General features: G+C 46.8%; 15 protein-coding genes and 1 pseudogene. 12 read left to right on the forward strand and 4 right to left on the reverse strand.

The window, feature by feature from the left end; genetic code table 11:
* Positions 1-77 precede the first annotated feature (77 nt).
* Positions 78-752 (forward strand): annotated as a pseudogene (locus tag QUA16_RS26175) (IS630 family transposase); the annotation flags it as partial.
* 137 nt (positions 753-889) lie between these two features.
* On the opposite strand, the gene QUA16_RS26180 reads toward QUA16_RS26175, so the two are convergent.
* Positions 890-2,011: a hypothetical protein gene (locus QUA16_RS26180; protein WP_333107100.1), complete on the reverse strand. Its 1,122-nt coding sequence runs from the start codon at positions 2,009-2,011 to the stop codon at positions 890-892.
* A gap of 535 nt (positions 2,012-2,546) precedes the next feature.
* Positions 2,547-3,233 (reverse strand): magnesium protoporphyrin IX methyltransferase, encoded by a 687-nt coding sequence (bchM, locus tag QUA16_RS26185; protein WP_333107102.1) that lies wholly within the window; start codon positions 3,231-3,233, stop codon positions 2,547-2,549.
* 326 nt (positions 3,234-3,559) lie between these two features.
* On the opposite strand from bchM, the gene QUA16_RS26190 reads away from it, so the two are divergent.
* Entirely contained in the window at positions 3,560-4,288 is a 729-nt protein-coding gene (locus QUA16_RS26190) for a DUF4058 family protein (protein ID WP_333107104.1), read from the forward strand.
* 74 nt (positions 4,289-4,362) lie between these two features.
* Here QUA16_RS26190 and nagA read toward each other — a convergent pair whose 3' ends face one another.
* Complete coding sequence (gene nagA / locus QUA16_RS26195; RefSeq protein WP_333107106.1) at positions 4,363-5,592, reverse strand: N-acetylglucosamine-6-phosphate deacetylase; 1,230 nt, start codon at positions 5,590-5,592, stop codon at positions 4,363-4,365.
* Positions 5,593-5,819: 227 nt separating this feature from the next.
* On the opposite strand from nagA, the gene purE reads away from it, so the two are divergent.
* From purE to QUA16_RS26210, 3 genes are all read left to right on the forward strand, one after another.
* On the forward strand, positions 5,820-6,341 hold the full coding sequence (purE, locus tag QUA16_RS26200; protein WP_333107108.1) for a 5-(carboxyamino)imidazole ribonucleotide mutase: 522 nt from the start codon (positions 5,820-5,822) through the stop codon (positions 6,339-6,341).
* Between the two features lie 84 nt (positions 6,342-6,425).
* Entirely contained in the window at positions 6,426-8,018 is a 1,593-nt protein-coding gene (locus tag QUA16_RS26205) for an ammonium transporter (protein ID WP_333107109.1), read from the forward strand.
* Between the two features lie 353 nt (positions 8,019-8,371).
* A complete protein-coding gene (locus QUA16_RS26210; RefSeq protein ID WP_333107111.1) occupies positions 8,372-8,524 on the forward strand; it encodes a hypothetical protein in 153 nt (50 codons plus the stop codon).
* Between the two features lie 79 nt (positions 8,525-8,603).
* Here QUA16_RS26210 and QUA16_RS26215 read toward each other — a convergent pair whose 3' ends face one another.
* Entirely contained in the window at positions 8,604-9,206 is a 603-nt protein-coding gene (locus QUA16_RS26215; RefSeq protein ID WP_333107113.1) for an IS607 family transposase, read from the reverse strand.
* Between the two features lie 281 nt (positions 9,207-9,487).
* Here QUA16_RS26215 and QUA16_RS26220 point away from each other — a divergent pair, with 281 nt between their 5' ends.
* From QUA16_RS26220 to QUA16_RS26250, 7 genes are all read left to right on the forward strand, one after another.
* The gene (locus tag QUA16_RS26220; protein WP_333107114.1) at positions 9,488-10,405 is read left to right on the forward strand and encodes an SGNH/GDSL hydrolase family protein; all 918 of its coding nucleotides are present in this window, start codon (positions 9,488-9,490) and stop codon (positions 10,403-10,405) included.
* Positions 10,406-11,210: 805 nt separating this feature from the next.
* Positions 11,211-12,638 carry an ammonium transporter gene (locus tag QUA16_RS26225; protein WP_445252201.1) on the forward strand — a complete coding sequence of 476 codons (1,428 nt, stop codon included), beginning with the start codon at positions 11,211-11,213 and terminating at the stop codon, positions 12,636-12,638.
* 219 nt (positions 12,639-12,857) lie between these two features.
* Positions 12,858-14,066, forward strand: coding sequence for a 4-hydroxy-3-methylbut-2-enyl diphosphate reductase (locus tag QUA16_RS26230; protein ID WP_333107116.1), 1,209 nt, complete (start codon positions 12,858-12,860; stop codon positions 14,064-14,066).
* A 150-nt stretch (positions 14,067-14,216) separates the two neighbouring features.
* Positions 14,217-14,384 carry a hypothetical protein gene (locus tag QUA16_RS26235; protein ID WP_333107118.1) on the forward strand — a complete coding sequence of 56 codons (168 nt, stop codon included), beginning with the start codon at positions 14,217-14,219 and terminating at the stop codon, positions 14,382-14,384.
* A gap of 552 nt (positions 14,385-14,936) precedes the next feature.
* Positions 14,937-16,895 (forward strand): CHASE3 domain-containing protein, encoded by a 1,959-nt coding sequence (locus tag QUA16_RS26240; protein WP_333107119.1) that lies wholly within the window; start codon positions 14,937-14,939, stop codon positions 16,893-16,895.
* Positions 16,858-17,319, forward strand: coding sequence for a response regulator (locus QUA16_RS26245; protein ID WP_333107121.1), 462 nt, complete (start codon positions 16,858-16,860; stop codon positions 17,317-17,319). The genes QUA16_RS26240 and QUA16_RS26245 overlap by 38 nt, the downstream gene beginning before the upstream one ends.
* Before the next feature lie 240 nt (positions 17,320-17,559).
* Positions 17,560-20,478, forward strand: coding sequence for a response regulator (locus QUA16_RS26250; protein WP_333107123.1), 2,919 nt, complete (start codon positions 17,560-17,562; stop codon positions 20,476-20,478).
* Positions 20,479-20,575: the final 97 nt, after the last annotated feature.

A 20,575-nucleotide genomic window follows, 5' to 3' on the forward strand; every position in this document is an offset into this window, starting at 1 on the left:
ACGGCACTATACTTGATTTACTTTTTTATACATCATACCTAGTGTACCACTTGTTCGACCTTAAGTGAACCGTATTGAAGTATCGCCTAGAGTCGAAGAGAAATCCGGAAAAAAGAACAGCGTTTAAAATAAAAATAGCCGAATATTTAAAAATAGAAAAAGAATCGCCGGAACGATTACAGGTATGGTTTTGGGACGAGAGTGGATTTAGTTTAAGAGTCACCCGAAGAAAGAACTGGTGTAAAAAAGGCAGCCGAAAAAAGGTCCGAGTAGACCGGAGAAAAGGCAGAGTCAATGTAATGGGAGGAGTGAGGAATTCGGATAAAAAAAGGTGGGTAGAGTTCCTAAATAAAGGTAATTCATATAATTTTTATCAAGTGCTAAAACTCTTTTATGAAGAGCTAATCAATGAATGGGTATCAGCAGGTAATCAAGCCTCAGAATTTGCTGAAAAAGGAGCGAAAATAGTGATTGTTCTTGATAATGCTAGTTTTCATAAAAAAGAAGAGTACCTGAAAAAAGTTGAAACAGAAATGCCTAATCTTCATTTAGAGTTCCTCCCGGAATACAGCCCAGACTATAACTTAGCTGAATTAGTATGGCATTCGACAAAAGAATATATTGCCAATCGAGTTTATACATCAATTGAAGAGCTAGAGTATTTATTGCATCGTCTCTTAAATGAAGGAGAATTAATAATTAAATGGGGTCGCAAAATCAAAAATAAGGGCAATGCTTGTATCACAGTTTAAATGTGCAACAGCTTATTAATTTTTAGGCAAACTATCTCTACATAAGCGTTTCCGCGATTTCTTACATACTAGGTTCGGTAGAACCATAATATTTTAGTTCTCTCCTGAATTTCAGGAGGCAAGTCTCTGGCGATATTCTAGGCAAAAAAGTTACATTGAGAGTGAGAAATAATTAAAAACTTTGGCTGAGGGGTGTCGCAGCAAGTTTCTTTAGCTTCATTCTTACGTTCGCTGTCAATGTTCTTGATTTTATTGATAACATCGTTGGTAAAAGCTGCACCCTCCTTGTCTGCAAAAGGACTGACACCTTGTAGAATAGATTGTATAGGTACATCGCCACCTCCCGCCTCTCGCAATACTTCTGTGAATTGCTGCACGCCCTTTATAGACTCGAAAACAATTTTTGCTTGGGGAATTACTTTTCCAATAAAGTTAAACTTTTGTAACTTTCCTAAATTATTTGCAAATTCACTGAGAGTAGAGTCAGGATCGATACCTGATTGGTTGTAAGTATCACTATTTTTTTCAGGATCATTATCATTTTGAAAAATTAATTCTACTTTGTTTTGTTGTCCTGCAATTGATTGATTGACTAAATTTACAACTGCTGGCCAATCTCGCCCATTGTATTCCGTTCTAGTGGTTCTGATACCATTTATGTAAAAGACGTAAACTGGAACTTTTTGATCACAGGTATTGCTACCATTAGCCTGCTCTATCGCCCTCAATTCCTCATCCAAAACAACCACCGCCGAATCATCCTCACCCTTCAACCCCGCCAATTCCCCCTGACTCAACGCCTTACCTTGAACTAAATCCGAAAAAATCTCCCCCTCATCCCCGATCGCATCAACACGATTAATCTGCGAATCAACAAAATGCCCAAACTCTTCCCGCAAAACACCCGCAACCGCCGTAACATTCCCCGCATTTTTGGCAAGGAATTCCCGCGACAGATAAATCTTCCCAGTCGCAGCCGCAAACGCACCCAAAGCACCATTAATTTCAGCTTCGGAACGAATCTCAATCTCTGGAAATTCGCTAAAATCTCCCTGTGCCCAAGCTGATGCTAACTTGACAGCTTTCTCAACATCAAAGCTATTGCCGAATGCTACCTGCATCTTAGGCAGAAAATCTGGAGTTGTCGCCAAACTGCTGAGGGAATTCTGGGCGATCGCACCTATCATATTCAAATCGCGATCCTCGACATCCGTACCCACTTCAGTACCGAAAAACTCATCATCTATTAGCCATTTCATAATCCGATCTCCTCAAAAAAGCTAATTGTTGACCAAAAAACAAAGAGCCAGAGAATGGTCGATCGCACGCACATAATGCGTAATCACCACTTCCCCAGCCCCGCGAAATTCACAATCGTCTCGGACTGTATTCAATTGTTTGAAATTACGATGCTTGAAATTACGACACTGCCGACCATCCCAGCCGTACAGGATAGATGCTTGTGGGTGTACTTCCCGTCAATTAATAATAATCTACAGCATTTAATTTAACCTGTCAATACCTTCCCCTATCTTTGTTGTACAGACTTTCATAGTTGGGTTAGGGCGGGTTTATAAAGACGATCTGTGGGTGACGAAAATCATCGGTGAACCCGCCTCTACAAATTTATAGGAATATTTTACCAGACCTGTAGGGGCGGGTTCGCCAAAATTTTTGACACCCATCAACAAATTATATAAACCCGCCCCCACCCCACCAACAAATTGTATAAACCCTCCCCACTACGCTAATAAACGATCTAAACTGACCTCAGAATTGGCAGATATTTTTAACCTATTTCCGCACAGCTTCCAGCAAGCGAGAATAGTAAAAGCTAGTGCTAGTCATCGCTGTTCTGTTAATCACAAAACCATTGTTTTCTAGGATTTTGATAATATCAGCTTCGCGGTGCTGGTAAGCGCGGGTAGTTTTGCTCGGCCCTGGGAAAAGTTCGCCAAATTTTTTGAGGGCGGTGAGTGCTAAAGTTTTGGGGGCAAAACTGAGAATTAGTCGCGATTGGGCGATCGAACTTAGGTGAGCAATCATTTCCGCAGCCTTATCTTGAGGATAGTGGATCAGCACGTCCAAACAAATGACAGTGTGAAATTTGCCCGTTAAAGCTTCCAAATCTTGGGCGGCGAAGGAGATGTTATAGAGCTTGCCGGGAACGGCTGTCGATCGAGCGTAGGCTTCTGCTACCATCTTTTCAGAGATATCGCTAGCGCAAACAATCGCCCCAGCCTCAGCCAGAGGAATACTCAGAGATCCCACACCGCAGCCGGCATCGCAGACACAAAGCCCGGGTAAATTGCCGTCAGCTTGCAGCCATTCGATGACTGTATCCACCGTTTTCTGGTGCCCGGTGCGGATGTCTAGCTGAACTTTATTGACTTTGCCGTCGCCGTAAATTCGCTGCCACCGATCGAATCCCGTCGAGTTAAAATACTGTCTAACTATAGTCTTGTCGTCTACCAAATTCATCGATCTGCCTGCTGCTGAGTTATTGCCAACGGTTAAATATTATAAAGCCGCAGCGACAGTTATTGTTGACCGAAAGTAATTTAGTCCGGCACCCCCGGATTTATCAGTGGGGTCAGTTCTTCAATTTTCAATTCTTTAATCTAAAATCTAAAATCTAAAATCTAAAATCGATTGACACTCCCCACCCAATTAAATTGAGTTAGATTTACTTATACCGGCGATCGCAACTCGCACAATCCCGAATTGAGAAACTAATTCCATAAAAACCGAGTTCAGCAGATCGCGCATTCGAGCGAGAATTTTAATCAGCCCTAAATTAAAAAAATATGGTGCTACAAGATCATTTCCGCCCGCCGCTGTCGGTTTGCCGTAACTGGCACGCCTTTCACAACGCCTGGGCGACTTACATTGCATCGGATTTGAATGCCAAATTACCCGCAAATTACTTTGCCGAGCCCAACGTGCAGTTTGGGATTGAAATTGATGTAGCAGTTTTTGAGGAACCTCTACCGGAGTTTGATTGTCCAGAGACGGTAATTCGTTTGCCAATAGATTTCCCAAACAATTGGATGTCACCCCCAGCCCAAAGCGTGCCTTTTCTAACTGCTGCGGAAACCGTGCAAGTCAGTATTTTTAACACTGAATCCGGCCCGGTATTAGCCGGTGCAATTGAATTAGTAAGTCCTGCCAACAAAGTTCGTTCTACTCATCGCGGTGCTTTTGTTTGTAAGTGCGAAACGTATTTGCGCCAGGGAATTGGGTTGGTAATAGTTGATGTTGTGACGGGAAGGAAGGCAAATCTTCATAATGAATTGTTAGCCCGTCTGGCGGGAGGAAGCGCTTCGCCCTTCGACGCTGAACTCTATGCTACAGCTTATCGACCGATCGAGCGAGACGGCAACCAATGCCTCGATATTTGGCAGGAAAAACTGGCTGTGGGCTGCGAGATCCCTGTTTTACCGCTGTGGCTGCGGGGCGAGATTTGCTTGGCTGTGGAATTAAATCATATTTACGATCGAACTTGCCGAGAACACCGAATTGCTAGCAGCGCTTAGCATCAGGACTCTTCGTCCTCACTACGAACTCTACTGCGCGAGAAACTAATGGCATGGAAACTAAATGGAACCACTTAAAACAACCGATGCCAAGCCAATTCTTTTGTCGGTTCATTTAAATGCCAGCGCAATAATTGAGTTGCCGAATTGCCGATAATTCCCGAAAGTCCGATCGCCCTTCTTGGAGATTCAGTTGCCAGGGCGATCGCACTTTCGGCATCGCAAATCCCCCACTCCACCAAATTCTGAACTCCCGCCAACAGCGGCAGAGTTGTACCCGCCAAAGTAGCCGATTCCAGGGCCGAGTGATAATCTAATCTTACCCAAGCTGTACCTTTTCTGACTTCAATTTGTCGGGAATCCCAAGGATAAACACCGTCAGGCAAACCCAAAGGAGCCAAAGCATCGCTCACTAAAAAAACGCCTTTTTGATACCTACCAGCGCGTAGCAAAAAATCAATCATTGTCGGAGAAACGTGTTTTCCGTCAGCAATTAAACCGCATTTTACCCCCGGATAAACAATCGCCGCTCCCAACAAACCCGGTTCTCTGTGGTGCAAACTCGGCATCGCATTAAAAGCGTGAGTTACCATTGAAGCTCCCCGCTCAAATGCTTGCTGCGCTTGCTCTGCCGTCGCTTGGGAGTGTCCGAGACTGACGGAAATTCCCAAACTTTGCAAATAGGAAATGACTTCGCCAGTGCTGTCTAACTCCGGCGCTAAAGTAATTATTTTGACAATATCGGCACAATCTCCTAAAACTTGCTTGACATTTTCTATAGTTAGCGGTAACAAAAACTCAACTGGGTGAGCGCCTCGCTTCTGGGGGTTGAGAAAAGGGCCTTCGAGGTGAACTCCAATAATTTCCGCTGTTTTGGGTTCAATTGTTGCGGGGGCAGCGGTTTGTACAGTGCGGATATAATCAGCTATAGTTGAGAGCGATCGCCTAAACTTATCCACGGAAGTTGTCACCAAAGTCGGCAAAAAAGCATCTACTCCCTGATTCCACAAAAATTGACAAATTTTCGGCAAAATTTCAATATGCTTGCTTTCTAAATCGGGAAAAGCAAAACCCAGGGCGCCGTTAATCTGCAAGTCAACACCGCCCAGAGAAAGCCAATCGCCTGCTACATCAAGCACGTGCAAATGGGGAGGACAAATCCGTTTAAATACGGCGTCCATCGGCAAAACTTCTTGAATGATTCCCGTTTCGTCAACAGCAAGCATCTGCAAATCCTTGCAACCGGGGAGGCGAACATTGAGAATATCTGTGGGGGCGGCAGTTGGGGTTGTGGCTTCAGTCATCCGATTTTAGATTTTAGATTTTAGATTTAATATTCGCTACGGATAAGTCCGGTGGCTGTCGATCGGGAGGGGGAGCTTTTTGCTTTTTGCTGGCTCTAGGGCTGCTCAGACGGGGGATTGTGGCAAAATTGCTTTGAAGGGTCAGTTTTGGTACAAAATATCTAAATTTGAGTTAACGCAATCATTTAAAATTAGCATTTATCTGAAATCTCAAATCGGAAAATTTTATGAATCAAGCGACAGTTGGAATTATCATGGGTAGCGATTCGGATTTGCCAACCATGAAAGATGCGATCGCAGTTTGCGAAGAATTCAACGTTGCTTGCTCCGTAGCGATCGTCTCAGCGCACCGTACCCCCGATCGCATGGTGGAATACGCCCAAACCGCTCACCAGCGAGGCTTGAAAGTCATTATCGCAGGTGCCGGGGGAGCGGCGCACCTCCCAGGTATGGTAGCATCTTTAACGCCCTTGCCCGTAATTGGCGTGCCGGTACCGAGTCGCCACCTGCAAGGGGTTGATTCGCTGTACTCGATCGTGCAAATGCCAGCCGGGATACCCGTAGCCACAGTGGGGATCGGCAACGCTAAGAATGCTGGCTTGCTGGCAGTTCAGATACTGGCAGCTCATCAGCCAGAATTGCTAGAGCGAGTTTTGCATTACCGCAAAACTTTGTCCGAATCTGTACTGAAAAAACAAAATCTTCTAGAAGAGCTAGGCTATCATAACTATCTCAATCTCAACAAATAATCCAATAAACTTTTGTAGTAAGATTGGAAAGTTTTCCGAATATTGCTGAGCTTACTAGCCGTAAAGAGGGTAAAAGTGATTAAAATGACTGTCGGAAAGAAAAAGTCGAAACAAGTCAGGCGGGAGGCTTTAAATTTGCCAGCAGCTAAATTTTTTACGAAAGTCAACAGGTTGAAGAAATTACAAAGGACGATCGCCCGCCTCAGTCCAAGTTGGCAAGCCTGCATACCTTTAGCTGCAATCATCGTCTTGGTGTGGGGATATGCGGCGGTAGCCCAAACCCCTGCCAGGCCAACCACCGAGGAACAATTAGCAAGCCTTAAGGTCGGCATGGATACCATGTGGGTCATGGTGGCGGCGATGCTAGTGTTCTTTATGAACGCCGGTTTCTGTATGTTGGAAACCGGTTTTTGTCGCCAAAAAAATGCCGTCAACGTGCTGTCCAAAAACTTGATTGTTTTTGCGCTTTCTACGATCGCATTTTGGGCGATCGGCTTTGCATTAATGTTCAGCAACGGCAACGGTTTTATCGGCACCAGCGGCGGATTTTTCCTGTGGAACGTAGCTGACAACAGCCCCGCCACAGGAGACGCTTATCAAGGCATTTTCAACTCATTAAACTGGACGGGAGTCCCTCTTAACGCTAAATTCTTTTTCCAATTAGTTTTTGCGGGAACGGCTGCAACGATCGTTTCTGGAGCAGTTGCCGAGCGAGTTAAATTCATTGACTTCTTAATTTTCAGCTTGCTGCTAGTAGGCATTGCTTACCCAATTACCGGACACTGGATTTGGGGCGGTGGTTGGCTGGCAAAAGCAGGCTTCTACGATTTTGCCGGTTCTACAGTGGTTCACTCGGTAGGCGGTTGGGCTGCTTTGATGGGAGCGGCATTTTTGGGGCCGCGGATCGGCAAGTACCGCGACGGCGATACTGTGGCGATGCCGGGACACAATATGAGCATTGCCACCCTGGGCTGTTTGATTCTGTGGTTGGGTTGGTTCGGGTTCAATCCCGGTTCGACAATGGCAGTCGATCCAAATGCGATCGCCCACATTGCGATCACCACCAACACCGCCGGTGCCTTCGGGGGAGTTGCTGCAACCATTACAGCTTGGCTGTACCTGGGCAAACCCGACCTTTCGATGATTATCAACGGCATCCTTGCCGGCTTAGTCGGCGTAACAGCGAGCTGCGCTTGGATCAACGTGCCCAACTCTGCCATAATCGGTACGATCGCCGGTATCCTGGTAGTTTTCGCAGTAACTTTCTTCGACAACTTGAAAATTGACGACCCTGTAGGCGCAACTTCAGTTCACTTAGTCTGCGGCATCTGGGGAACTCTGGCAGTTGGCTTGTTTGCTGACGGGCCTACAACTGGACTTTATACCACAGGCCCGGCAGCCGGATTGCTCGTGGGCGGAGGTTTCGGTCAACTCTGGGCGCAGTTGGTCGGCATTATCTCTGTAGGCGGGATGACCGTTTTGCTGACTACGATTTTTTGGATGGCACTCAAAGCTTTGCTGGGTATCCGCGTTTCTGCTTTAGAGGAGGCTGAAGGTTTGGATATCGGCGAACACGGGATGGAAGCTTACACCGGGTTTGTGAAGGAAACGAGTTTGGACAACAGAATTGAGGGTGGCTACGGCGGTTATGCTGGGGGAAGGACTAACAAACTGTAGAGTAGAGCGTGCGCTCGATCGATTCAGCTTTCGTGTCCTAAATTAGCTATTTATCAGCTAATTCACCGCTTGATTCAGAAAAACCCGAATCTGAAATACCCGCCAACTTATGGCTGTCTATCGTTGTGCTCGCGTTTCAATCTTCGATACGAACGCGGGCATATTTTTATTTTTAATTGACCTTTAATGGCTAACATATGGCGTTGCACAATTTGAGGATGATTGTTGTGGGGTGTCCCGCCTGCTGTCCAAATACACGCCTTCGCGCTACGAGAGTCCCTCCGACAAAAAAATCAAAATCATCTCGCTATTATGCAACACCTTACATACAGTAGTTTTCGATTGCATGAGATGTGCGCCGGGAGCATCTCAATGAAAGCAGCCCTCCGCTAGAAATTGGAGTTTTGAGGCAGGAGGCAGGAGGAAGAAGGAAAGAGGAAGAAGGAAAGAGGAAGAAGGAAAGAGGAAGAAGGAAGGAGCCAGAAGAAGTATTTTTACAAATATGAGATGCTCCCTGTGCGCCAGTCATTGGTAATTGGTAATTGAACATCTGTAACTAACGAAATTTGCAAGCTGGTGTATTGATTAGAGTTGATCGCCAATTGCTTTAAGTTCTTCAACGAGGCGCTTGTTCTTGGCATTCCTCCTGCCATCAAGGCGGGCGGAGACAACAGTGATTATTTCTAGTATATCTTTAGCTAAATCCTCGTCACAGCTAGTATTTTCGGTTTGATTTATAATCACTACCTCTGTCCCAAAGTGTTCGCACAAATTAAAAATTAGTTCAGAACCAAATCTCAGCAGTCTGTCTTTGTGAGTTAATACCAACCTTTCTACTTGATTGTCTGCGATCGCCCGAATTAGATGTTGTAAACCCCGCTTACTGTAATTAACCCCAGAACCTACATCCTCAATGATTTGGAATTGCCACCCCTGAGATGCACAAAACAATTCCAAAACTTGTTTTTGTCTGTCTAAATCATCTTTTTGGTTGTGACTGCTAACCCGAGCGTAAGCTATGGTTAAAGCGCCGTTGGGTTTTAAGCCGAGAAGATGAGCTAGGTCATAGCGTCTGTGACCATTAGCGGTGCGTTCGGGTATTAGCTTGCCTTCGGCTTCCCACCTGCGTAAGGTGGAAGCGCTCACACCTTTAATTTTGGCTGCTTCAGTTATAGTTAATTTTTTCATTTTTGGATTTTAGCATCACAAATGGGTAATTTCGGTAAGTTTTAGATATATTTATGTCCCCGTCAGCAGGTTGGACAAGTCCGATTTATGGCAAGAAAGTTTGGTAGGCAGATTTTTTATGGTAAAGTAGTGCGAAAAAGCAAAGTTCTGCATCGCCGCCCTTGCCCAACACAGCACAGTGCTTGATTATTACAAGAATTGAGGCTTTAATTGAGCGGTAAAATTTGATGCAGCAATGAGTGCAAATTATTCGGTGTGATGGCTGCAAATAGCTTGAGTTTATGGAGAAGTTTGGAGGAGGTAGCAGAAGTAGAACTCATAAATCCCTCTTAGGGATGGAAGTTAGCCGATCGAAAACTGTTCCGGTTTGGGCTTTGCTATCTTTGGTGACGAACGGGGTACTGATACTTACAGTAGCTCAACTACTGCTGCGGGGAAACAACTTGACAGAAAGCTTTCAGGCGAATGATGCGGTGAGGGCAGAAGCGGCCCAGGAACAAATTGGCCAACCGGCGATCTCTGCAAAGGCAGTGCTAGACGTGCCCGTTCCCGGACCGCGACACAAATGGACTTACCAGCAGTGGGTGACGCAGTTGGGTCGCGAAGCTGAGGCGGCGGCGGCGAATCGACCCTCCAGACTGAGTGTTTTGGCAGGGGATTCTCTAAGTATGTGGTTTCCGACCAAGCTGTTACCAGTCGATCGAATTTGGCTGAATCAAGGGATTTCGGGGGAGACTTCGGTGGGTTTGCTGAAGCGGTTGCAGTTGTTCGATAGAACTGCCCCGGATACGGTGTTTGTGATGATTGGGATTAACGATTTGTTGCGGGGAACCAGCGACGAAGGGATTTTGGACAACCAGCGGCAGATTATTCGCGATTTGCGCTGGGCTCACCCCAAAGCACAAGTTGTTGTGCAGTCGATTTTGCCCCACAGCGGGGAACAAGCTACTTGGGAAAATCGCGATCGGCTGTTGGCAATTCCTAACAGTCGGATTCGGGCAATAAATCGACGGCTGAAAGAAATTGCTAGTTCTGAAAATGTTTTGTATCTGGATTTGTACCCGCTGTTTGCGGATGCTGACGGCAATTTGCCAACTGAACTCAGCACAGATGGCTTGCACCTTAACGATCAAGGTTATCTGGTTTGGCGATCGGCCCTGCAACTGTTCGATCAGATGCAGTTGAAAAATGAGTCATGAGTTATTAGTCAGTAGTCAGTAGTCAGTAGTCAGTAGTCAGTAGTCAGTAGTCAGTAGTCAGTAGTCATTAGTCAGTAGTCAGTAGTCAGTAGTCATTAGTCAACAGTCAGTAGTCAGTAGTCATTAGTCAACAGTCAACAGTCAACAGTCATGAGTCATGAGTCAACAGTCAACAGTCATGAGTCATGAGTCAACAGTCAACAGTCATGAGTCATGAGTCAACAGTCATGAGTCATTAGTCATTAGTCATTAGTCCTTAGTCCTTAGTCCTTAATCCTTAATCCTTAGTCCTTAGTCCTTAGTCCTTAGTCCTTAATCCTTAATCCTTAGTCATGAGTCATTAGTCATGAGTCATTAGTCCTTAGTCCTTAGTCCTCTTAGTCATTAGTCATTAGTCCTTAGTCCTTAGTCCTTAGTCCTTAGTTAGAAAGATCAAGGATGAAGTCATATTCTCCCCAACTCTCCCCCTCTCCGGCTACTGTGCTATCACTGGCTATGTCAAGTATCGACTGATAGATTAAGAAATATGATACTTAGCTATTTAGTATAGGGTGATACAGAATAACTGTTTGTACAAATGGTGCAATCCAAAAGGCATAGACCATTAGATTGATAGTTGACGAATTTAGATGAGTCCGGCTATACGAAGCCTGGGGGTTGAGGATTGGGGAATTATCTATTGAAGATTTGTTCCGCTAAAACAGGGACTTAAAACCAAATAACTATTGCATCTAAAATCCTCGCATCTAAAATCGGCTCGGTCTTCCCTGAAAATTGCTGAGTATGAGAAGGTACAACTAACGTGATCAAAAAAAGTTTAACGATCGGCATCATCGCGCTGTGGCTGTTAAGCGTGCCGCTGACCGGCAATGCCTTAGCTCAAGATGCTGGTGCCGCGGCTGCGGTGGCGCCGAATCCGATCGATAGCGGCGATACGGCCTGGATGTTGGTGTCATCAGCACTGGTATTGCTGATGACACCAGGGCTGGCGTTTTTCTACGGGGGACTGGTGCGATCGCGCAACGTCCTCAACACCATGATGATGAGCTTAGTCATGATGGGACTGATCGGCGTCACCTGGACGCTGTGGGGCTACAGTTTGGCCTTTGACGTTTCCACTCCAGCGTCCGAAGGCTTTGGTAAAGGGATCGAAACCTTCATCGGCGGCTTCGACTGGATGTTCTTGAACAACGTCACGGCGGACAAACCAGATCCGATCGGCTACGCACCGACAATACCCCACCAAGTCTTCATGGTTTACCAGATGATGTTCGCCATCATCACTCCCGCCTTGATTTCCGGGGCGATAGTCGAACGGGTAACATTTAAAACCTATTTCTGGTTCGTGCTGCTGTGGTCTACCTTCATCTACTCTCCTTTAGCCCACTGGGTTTGGGGTAGAGGCTGGCTGCAGGCGATCGGGTCTCTGGACTTTGCCGGCGGCACAGTCGTACACATCAGTTCCGGTGTTTCTGCGGTTGTCGCAGCTTGGATGATCGGGCCCCGCAAAGACCACTTGAACAAGCCCCACACCCCCCACAACGTACCCTACGTCTTGCTGGGAATTGGGATGCTGTGGTTCGGCTGGTTTGGCTTCAACGGTGGTAGTGCTTTGGGAGCTGGTTCTTTAGCAACAGTGGCTTTTGTCACCACGATGATTTCAACAGCAGCAGGCGGTTTAACTTGGACAATTGTGGAATGGGTGCTCAAAGGCAAACCGACAGCAGTGGGAATTGCTAGCGGTTTCCTAGCGGGATTGGTGGGCATCACACCTGCGGCTGGATTCGTGCTGCCAGTGGGAGCGCTTTTGATCGGATCGATTACTTCGGTTTGCTGCTTCTTTGCCGTTAGTTTCCGGGCTAAGCTGGGATTTGACGACTCTTTGGATACCTTCCCGGTTCACGGCGTCGGCGGAACTGTGGGCGCGATTCTGACTGGCGTGTTTGCGACTAAAGCCGTTAACGCTGCCGGAAATGACGGGCTGTTTGCCGGGAATCCGGGGCTAATCGTCACCCAGTTTGTAGGCGTTCTAGCTACTTACGTGTTTGCGGCTGTCGGCACTTTTGCGATCCTGAAAATTTTGGGGCAGTTTATGGAACTGCGAGTACCCTCATCTGCTGAAGACCAAGGTTTGGATATCGGCCTGCACGGGGAAGAAGCTTACGGTGAGGATTTTGCCGGCGGTTTCAGTTCGTTTGAATCGAGTTCTCCTTTTGCGCCGAAGAAGGTTTAAAGCTAATTTTCTGTGGGAGTTCGATCGTGTAGAGACCCAGGTATCTGGGTCTCTACGCTTTTTTTTAAGTTTTTTTTTACGAACCGCGAAGGCGCGAAGAGCGCGAAGAAAGAGGTATAAATAGCCTATCCCCTCTTCGCTGCTGAGCCAATAAGCCCGATCGCACCCCAGGCATTCTAAAATCAAAGGTAATTAACCTAGATTTCTACTCGATACCGCATGGATACTAAAGCTTTTAAACGATCGCTCCAACAGTCTGAAAACTACCACCGCAAGGGTTTCGGACACGAAGCTGAGGTAGCGGATGTGATGCAGACGGCTTATCAAAGCAGTCTGATCCAGCAAATTCGCGACAATAATTACAGACTGGAACGCGGCGCAGTCACGATCCGACTGGCTCAGGCTTTTGGCTTTTGCTGGGGGGTGGAACGCGCTGTAGCTATTGCTTACGAGACTCGCCAGCATTTCCCCTCGGAACGGATTTGGATTACTAATGAGATTATTCATAATCCGTCTGTCAATGAGCATTTGCGGGATATGGAGGTGGGTTTTATTGCTGTTGAGAATGGGCAGAAAAATTTTTCTGTTGTCGATAGTGGCGATGTGGTAATTTTACCTGCTTTTGGAGCGAGTGTTCAAGAAATGCAGTTGCTTAATGATAAGGGCTGTAAGATTGTTGATACTACTTGTCCTTGGGTTTCTAAGGTTTGGAATACTGTTGAAAAGCACAAAAAAAAGGATTACACTTCGATTATTCACGGTCAGTATAAGCATGAGGAAACTGTTGCTACGAGTTCTTTTGCTGATAAGTATTTGATTGTGCTCAATTGGCACGAAGCTGAATATGTCAGCAATTATATCTTGCACGGGGGCGATCGCGCTGAGTTTCTGGCTAAGTTTAGTAAGGCTTATTCTGCTGGTTTTGACCCGGATCGGGATTTGGAAATGGTCGGGATTGCTAACCAAACTACTATGCTCAAAACTGAGACCGAGAATATTGGCAAGTTGTTTGAAAAAACGATGATGCGGAAGTTCGGGCCGGAGAATTTGAGCGAGCATTTTTTGAGTTTTAATACTATCTGCGATGCGACTCAGGAACGGCAAGATGCTATGTTGAGTTTGGTTGAGGAAAAGTTGGATTTGATGCTGGTGATTGGGGGTTTTAATTCTTCTAATACTACCCATTTGCAGGAAATTGCGATCGACAAAACTCTTCCTTCTTATCACATTGATTGTGCGGAGCGCATTTTACCGGGAAATCGGATCGAACACAAGCCTTTGGGGGGAGATTTGGTCGTAACTGAAGGTTGGCTACCGGATGGTAAAATTGTAGTCGGCGTGACTTCGGGTGCTTCTACGCCTGATAAGGTTGTTGAAGATGCCATCGATCGCATTTTCGCGATGAAAGCAGCGGCTGCGATTGTGTAATTATATTGTTGCGCCACTGCACTCGGAATCATAACTTTCTCAGTTAATTTTCTCAGTGCAGGGCGAGTGTCTCTTTGCGAGTGCGATCGAGGCGAGCGCACTGGCAAAAAGATATAATTCCCATGTTAAACTATAGCCTTTCTCAGAAAGATGAGGTACGACTGGGCATTGGGCATTGGGCATTGGGCATTGGGCATTGGGCATTGGGCATTGGGCATTGGGCATTGGGCATTGGGCATACCTCACTTTTTTGAGAACCGCTATAATTTCAACCCCATTCTCCCCAATTACCCGATCGCTCGCATTTCTGATTTCTGATACTATTCACCCGCGTCATCGTCTCTGTGAATTTCTCCCTGCCTCTAAAAGATTATTTTTTAAATAAAATATTAAAAATTCGCCTTTTTTTTTGGGTAAAAAGCTTGACTTTGCTAGATTGACAATGTATGATTTTATAATGGGAATAGTGAGAAAATTTAAATTTATGTCACTATTCCCATTATCTAAAATATACCCCAAAAATCAACTTGAGTCAATAGGTAAAAACTCTTTTCTTTACGCCGCCATTTGAAACTGCCAAAGCAACACGAACGATACAACAATCGATGCAAAAAAAGGCGAATTAAGCTTTTCAGGCTATCCTAGATTGTGTAGCGTTTGCCTGAATCACGAGACGCAAGAGAGCGATTTAAGTCATCTCCGACTTAAGGGGGATGCGAGGAAGATGGAGACTAAACTAGAAACAAGATCGATCGCAAATTTGCTACTTAAATTTGTAGGCTTTCGCTGACTGCCTGCCCGCGCAAAAAAGTGGCGTAATCTGCATCCCGCTACAATAAAAAAAAAGCAGGACTCGCGTGCCATCATTTCATGAAACAATCCCTGACTCGCCAAATCACCGCAGGTATCGGAATGGCCGTGGCGCTGCTGATTTTTAATGCGGCTACTTCCTACCGCAACACTCTCAAGTTAATCGAAAACGAACGCTGGGTGGGCCACACTCACCGAGTTTTAACCGAACTCGAAGCCACGCTTTCTACCTTAAAAGATGCTGAAACGGGACAGCGCGGTTATTTGCTGACGGGAGAAGAACGGTATTTAGAACCCTATCACAGCGCGATCGCCCGCATCAACGAGCAAGTAGTCGGATTGCAGCAGCTAACCGCCGACAATAAGCGGCAGCAACAGCGCCTTCGCAACTTGAAAATTGCGATCGACTCTAAATTAGCCGAACTTGAAGGAACGATCAATCTGCGACGCCAACAAAACTTAGAAGCAGCCATGCGGGAAGTAAAATCCGGTAAGGGAAAGCAAATCATGGGCGCCATTCGGCAGCAGATAGCCGCCATGACTGCGGAAGAAACTCAGCTATTGCGGCAGCGCGCCCGAGAATCTAAAAAAAGCGCTAATTTGACAATCCTGACTTTTACCGTTGCCACTTTAGTAAATTTCCTGTTCATGGTGGTGGTTTACTATTTGGTGAAGCGCGATCGAACTTTGCGCGACAATGCCGAAATCAAGCAAAATCAACTCTTAGAACAGCTAGAACACGATCGCCACTTCCTACAATTAACCGAAGAACGTTTCCGCCTCGCCATTCTCAACGCACCGCTGCCAATTATGCTGCACGCTGAAAACGGACAAGTTTTGCAAATTAACAGCGCTTGGACAGAATTTTCAGGCTACCAACACTCAGAAATTCCCACAATTGAAGATTGGACAGAAAAAGCTTACCACAACCGCAAATCGCTAGTGCAAGCAGATATCGATCGGCTGCACCAATTAAACAGCCGCATTTCTGAAGGCGAATATATGATTGCCACAGCCAGCGGCGAAACTCGCATTTGGGACTTTTATTCCGCACCTTTAGGCCAGCTTTCCGACGGCAGAAGTTTAGTAATTAGTACCGCCATTGACATAACTGCGCGCAAACAAGCAGAAGCGGAAATTCGGATGCTCAACGCTACCTTAGAACGGCGAGTGGAACTCCGCACCAATCAACTTCAAGCAGCTAACGAAGAATTAGAAGCTTTCGCCTATACCGTTGCCCACGATTTGCGGGCTCCCCTGCGGGGAATGCAGGGATTGGCTGAAGCTTTATTAGAAGATTACCGTGACATCCTCGACGAACTTGGTCAAGAATACGCCCAGCAAATTGTTAATTCTGGGCAACAACTAGAAGAATTAATCGAAGATTTGCTAGCTTACAGCCGCCTCAGCCGCAGTGATTTATCGCTGCAAGTTTTAGACTTAGAGTCTGCTGTGGCCGAGGCAATTGCTATGGTAAAAGCTGACGCTACATCCAGGCACGCTCAAATCATTGTTCAATCACCCTTGCCTGCGGTAATTGCCCACCGCGTTACTTTAGTTCAAGTAATCGCCAATCTGCTCACCAATGCCATAAAATTTGTGGAAGGCGCACCACCCCAAGTGCAGATAGGGGCCGAGGAACTTGAGCTGCCTCAAGAGGGAGAGACAGACAGGGATATAGCGAGAAAATTGGAAAGGCAAACTGTGGGACAGTGGGAAAATTCCCAGTTACTGATGGCCAGTTGCCTATTGCCAGTCCCCATCATCCGTCTTTGGGTAGAAGACAACGGCATCGGTATTGCTCCCGAACATCAAAAACGCATTTTTCGGGTTTTTGAACGGCTGCACGGTATCGAATCTTACCCCGGAACTGGTATAGGATTAGCTATTGTAAAAAAAGGAGTCGATCGCATGGGCGGTCAAGTTGGAGTGGAATCTCAACTAGGACAAGGCAGTCGATTTTGGATACAACTGAGGAAGCATGACCCAAACGCAGACGATTTTGCTGGTGGAAGATAACCCCGTTGATATTCTATTGATGCAGCGGGCATTTCGCCATGAGACTTTTGCTAATACTTCGCTGCAAATTGTGCGAGATGGAGATGCAGCGGTTTTTTATTTAAATGGGGACGGAGAATACAGCGATCGCGATCTCTATCCTTTACCTGCGATAATTTTACTAGACTTGAAATTGCCCAGGCGATCCGGTCACGAAGTTCTGGTTTGGCTGAGGCAGCAGCCGGAACTAAAACGCTTGCCGGTGGTTATGCTTACTTCTTCTAGGCAAACACTTGATGTCAAGCGCGCTTACGATTTAGGGGTGAATTCTTATTTGGTTAAACCGGTCGGGTTTGCTTCTTTATTGGAAATGATGCAGAGTTTTAGCGAGTATTGGCTCAACTATAGCGAACTGCCGGAACCTAGCGAATTTTCTGGTTTGTAGTGGCTGTTTACCAGTTTTTATTGGGTGTTGCTTAATCTGGGTATGAAAAAATCAGTTGAAGCTCCCGAACCTTTGTGGATACTGGCTTCTATGACTTGCATATTTAGCTTTCCATACCGCCAATCAGCAACGCCACAAGTCTAATTAACCCACCAAGTACATATTTAAATTGTCGAGATTGCTCAATAACATATTGTTAGATTTAAGAATGTTTGCGCCCATACACAAACTCAAAGGCTAATGCTGTCTATTCTGTTAATCGACGACAACCCGAACGATCGCCTGATGATCGAGCGAGAACTGAGGAAAACTTTTCCCGATTTAGAAATTAAATCCGTTATTGATATCCAAACTCTAGAACACTTCCTGGCAGCCGGGGGTTTTGATATAGTGATTACCGACTACCAACTGCACTGGAGCGACGGATTAACTATTCTCCAAAAAGTTCACAGCCGCTACCCGAATTGTCCGGTAATTATGTGTACTGACAGCGGCAGCGAACAAGTGGCAGTCGAAGCTATGAAAGCGGGTTTGAGCGATTACGTGTTCAAAGGGCGGCACTTAAAGCGGCTGGCGGGGGCCGTGGGGGAAAGCTTGAAAAAACAGCAGTTGCGCGAGAACTACGCGAAAACTTCGGCGCAGTTGGCAATTTCGGAGGAAAGGCTGAGGTTGGCGATCGAAGCCTCGAAAATGGGAACTTGGGATTGGAATTTATTAAATGGCGAGGTGGTTTGGTCGGAGGGACACGAACTGTTATTGGGGTTGGAAAAAGGCAGTTTTGCGGGAACTTACGAAGCGTTTTTTGCCTGCATTCACCCGGATGACCAGGCCTCGATCGCCCGGGCTGTTGCCTTTGCTTTAGAAAACAAAATAGAATACCAATACGAATTTAGAGTCATTTGGCCCGACGGCAGCTTGCACTGGATCGCGAGTAGGGGCAAGTTTTTTGATGATGATACGGGTAAATCGGTGCGATCGAGCGGCGTGGTTTGGGATATTACTGATCGCAAATTATCGGAAGCCCGGGTGCAAGAAAGTGAGGAAAACTTGCGCTTTGCCCTAGAAGCAGCTAATACGATCGCTTTTACCTGGGATGTGGCATCGGGGGAAGTCCGCCGTTCGTCCAATGCCCAAACACAGATGGGTTTGGGCCCAGACAGCACCTTTGGTACTTTTGAGCAAAAAAAGAATGCGGTGCATCCAGAAGACCGTGAAAGGTTTTTGGCAGATGTGGATGCCGCACTCAGCGGGACGGGAGTTTACGAGTCGGAATACCGCAAAGTGCGACCCGACGGCTCAGTGATTTGGCTTCACGACAAAGGGCGGGTGGTTTTTGACGCATCCGGCACACCCCTTCGGCTGTTCGGGGTGGCGATCGACATTACGGATCGCAAACAGTTAGAATACGACCGATCCCGCGCGTTGGTCCGCGAGCGGTCGTATTTGCGTCGCCTGCAAAAGTTAACCTCCGCGTCAGTTGCTATCAACTCCACGCTGTCGGTGGCAGAAATACTTCAGTTAGCTGCCGATAGCGCCCGCCAAATTCTGGAAGTCCACCAGGTAGCGGTCAACCTCAACCCGGCCGCCAACTGGGATGCGGGAATTAGCAAGTTTTCCATGTCAGAAAAATACGCCGCGTGGCAAGATTACTGCGAAGAACCAGACGGTACGGGCATTTACCAACAAGTTGGCCAGCAGCAACAGGCGATGCGAATGACTCAAAGCGAGTTAGAGGCTCACCCGGCCTGGCGGGGGTTCGGCAAGGCTGCGGGGAAGCACCCGCCGATGCGGGGCTGGCTGGCTGTACCGCTGACGGCTAGGGACGGCAGAAATCTCGGATTGATTCAGTTGTCGGACAAGTATGAGGGGGAGTTTGCCGAAGATGATGAAACTATTTTAATGCAGTTGGCTCAAGCGGTGTCGGGGGCGATCGACAATGCCCGACTTTACGAGGAATCTCAGCAGGCAAATCGCATGAAAGATGAGTTTTTGGCAACTCTTTCTCATGAGCTGCGATCGCCCTTAAACGCGATTTTGGGCTGGGCGCAACTGCTGCGGCACCGCAGTTTTAGTCCGGCTGCTACTGGGCGGGCTTTAGAAACGATCGAGCGAAATGCTAAATTGCAAACTCAATTGATTGATGATTTGCTGGATATTTCTAGAATTATTCGCGGCAAGTTGAGTTTGAATCCTTGTGCGGTAAATTTGATTTCGATGGTGGAAGCAGCGGTGAATACGGTGCGGTTGGCCGCCGATGCTAAGTCGATCGATTTACGGTTTGCAATTGTAGATTCGGGCTGGGAGACTGCAGAGTTTTCCGAAAGCGGGGAGATTTCTGGCAATCCTGAATCTCCGTTAAATCCGAAATTTTGGGTATCAGGAGACCCCGGCCGCTTGCAGCAAGTAATTTGGAATTTGCTGACGAATGCGATTAAGTTTACGCCGCGCGGGGGGCGAGTTGAAATCCGGCTTTCGAGAGTTGATTCGGAGGTTGAGTTGGCTGTTACCGACACGGGAATTGGGGTTGCACCGAATTTTTTGCCTTACGTGTTTGAGTCTTTCCGCCAAGCAGATGCTACGATTACTCGCAATTATAGCGGTTTGGGGCTGGGTCTGGCGATCGTCCGGCAGTTGGTGGAACTCCACGGCGGCACGGTTTGGGCGAGCAGTCCGGGACTGGATATGGGATCGACTTTTACTTTCCGTCTCCCTGCGATGCAGGTAAATTCGATCGCCGGCGAGGAAGCGCAGGTTTTGGCTGGCGCTGGTAATTTACTGGGAGTTAAGGTTTTGCTGGTTGATGACGAGGTTGATTCGCGGGAATTTATGAGGTTTGTCTTGGCGGATTCCGGGGCCGCTGTCAGGGTTGCATCGTCTGCTGCTGAGGCGTTTGAGGTGGCTTCGCAGTTTGGGCCGGATGTTGTGGTCAGCGATATCGGAATGCCGGAGGAAGACGGCTATTCGCTGCTACGAAGGCTGCGTTCTTTGAACACGCAGACAGGGAAATTTTGGGCGATCGCTCTGACGGCTTATGCTAGGGATGAAGACCGCGATCATGCTTTTGCTGCAGGTTTCGATCGGCATCTGTCTAAACCTGTGCAACCCGATGTGTTGGTAGAGACTATAGTCAAGTTGAGGCAGCAAGGGGTAACAACATAAAAAATTCTGTTAATAATTGGTAATTGGTAATTGGTAATTGGTAATTGGTAATTGGTAATTGGTAATTGGTAATTGGTAATTGGTAATTGGTAATTGG

This window comes from Microcoleus sp. S13_C3, from assembly GCF_036700905.1.
Classification (GTDB): Bacteria; Cyanobacteriota; Cyanobacteriia; order Cyanobacteriales; family Microcoleaceae; genus Microcoleus.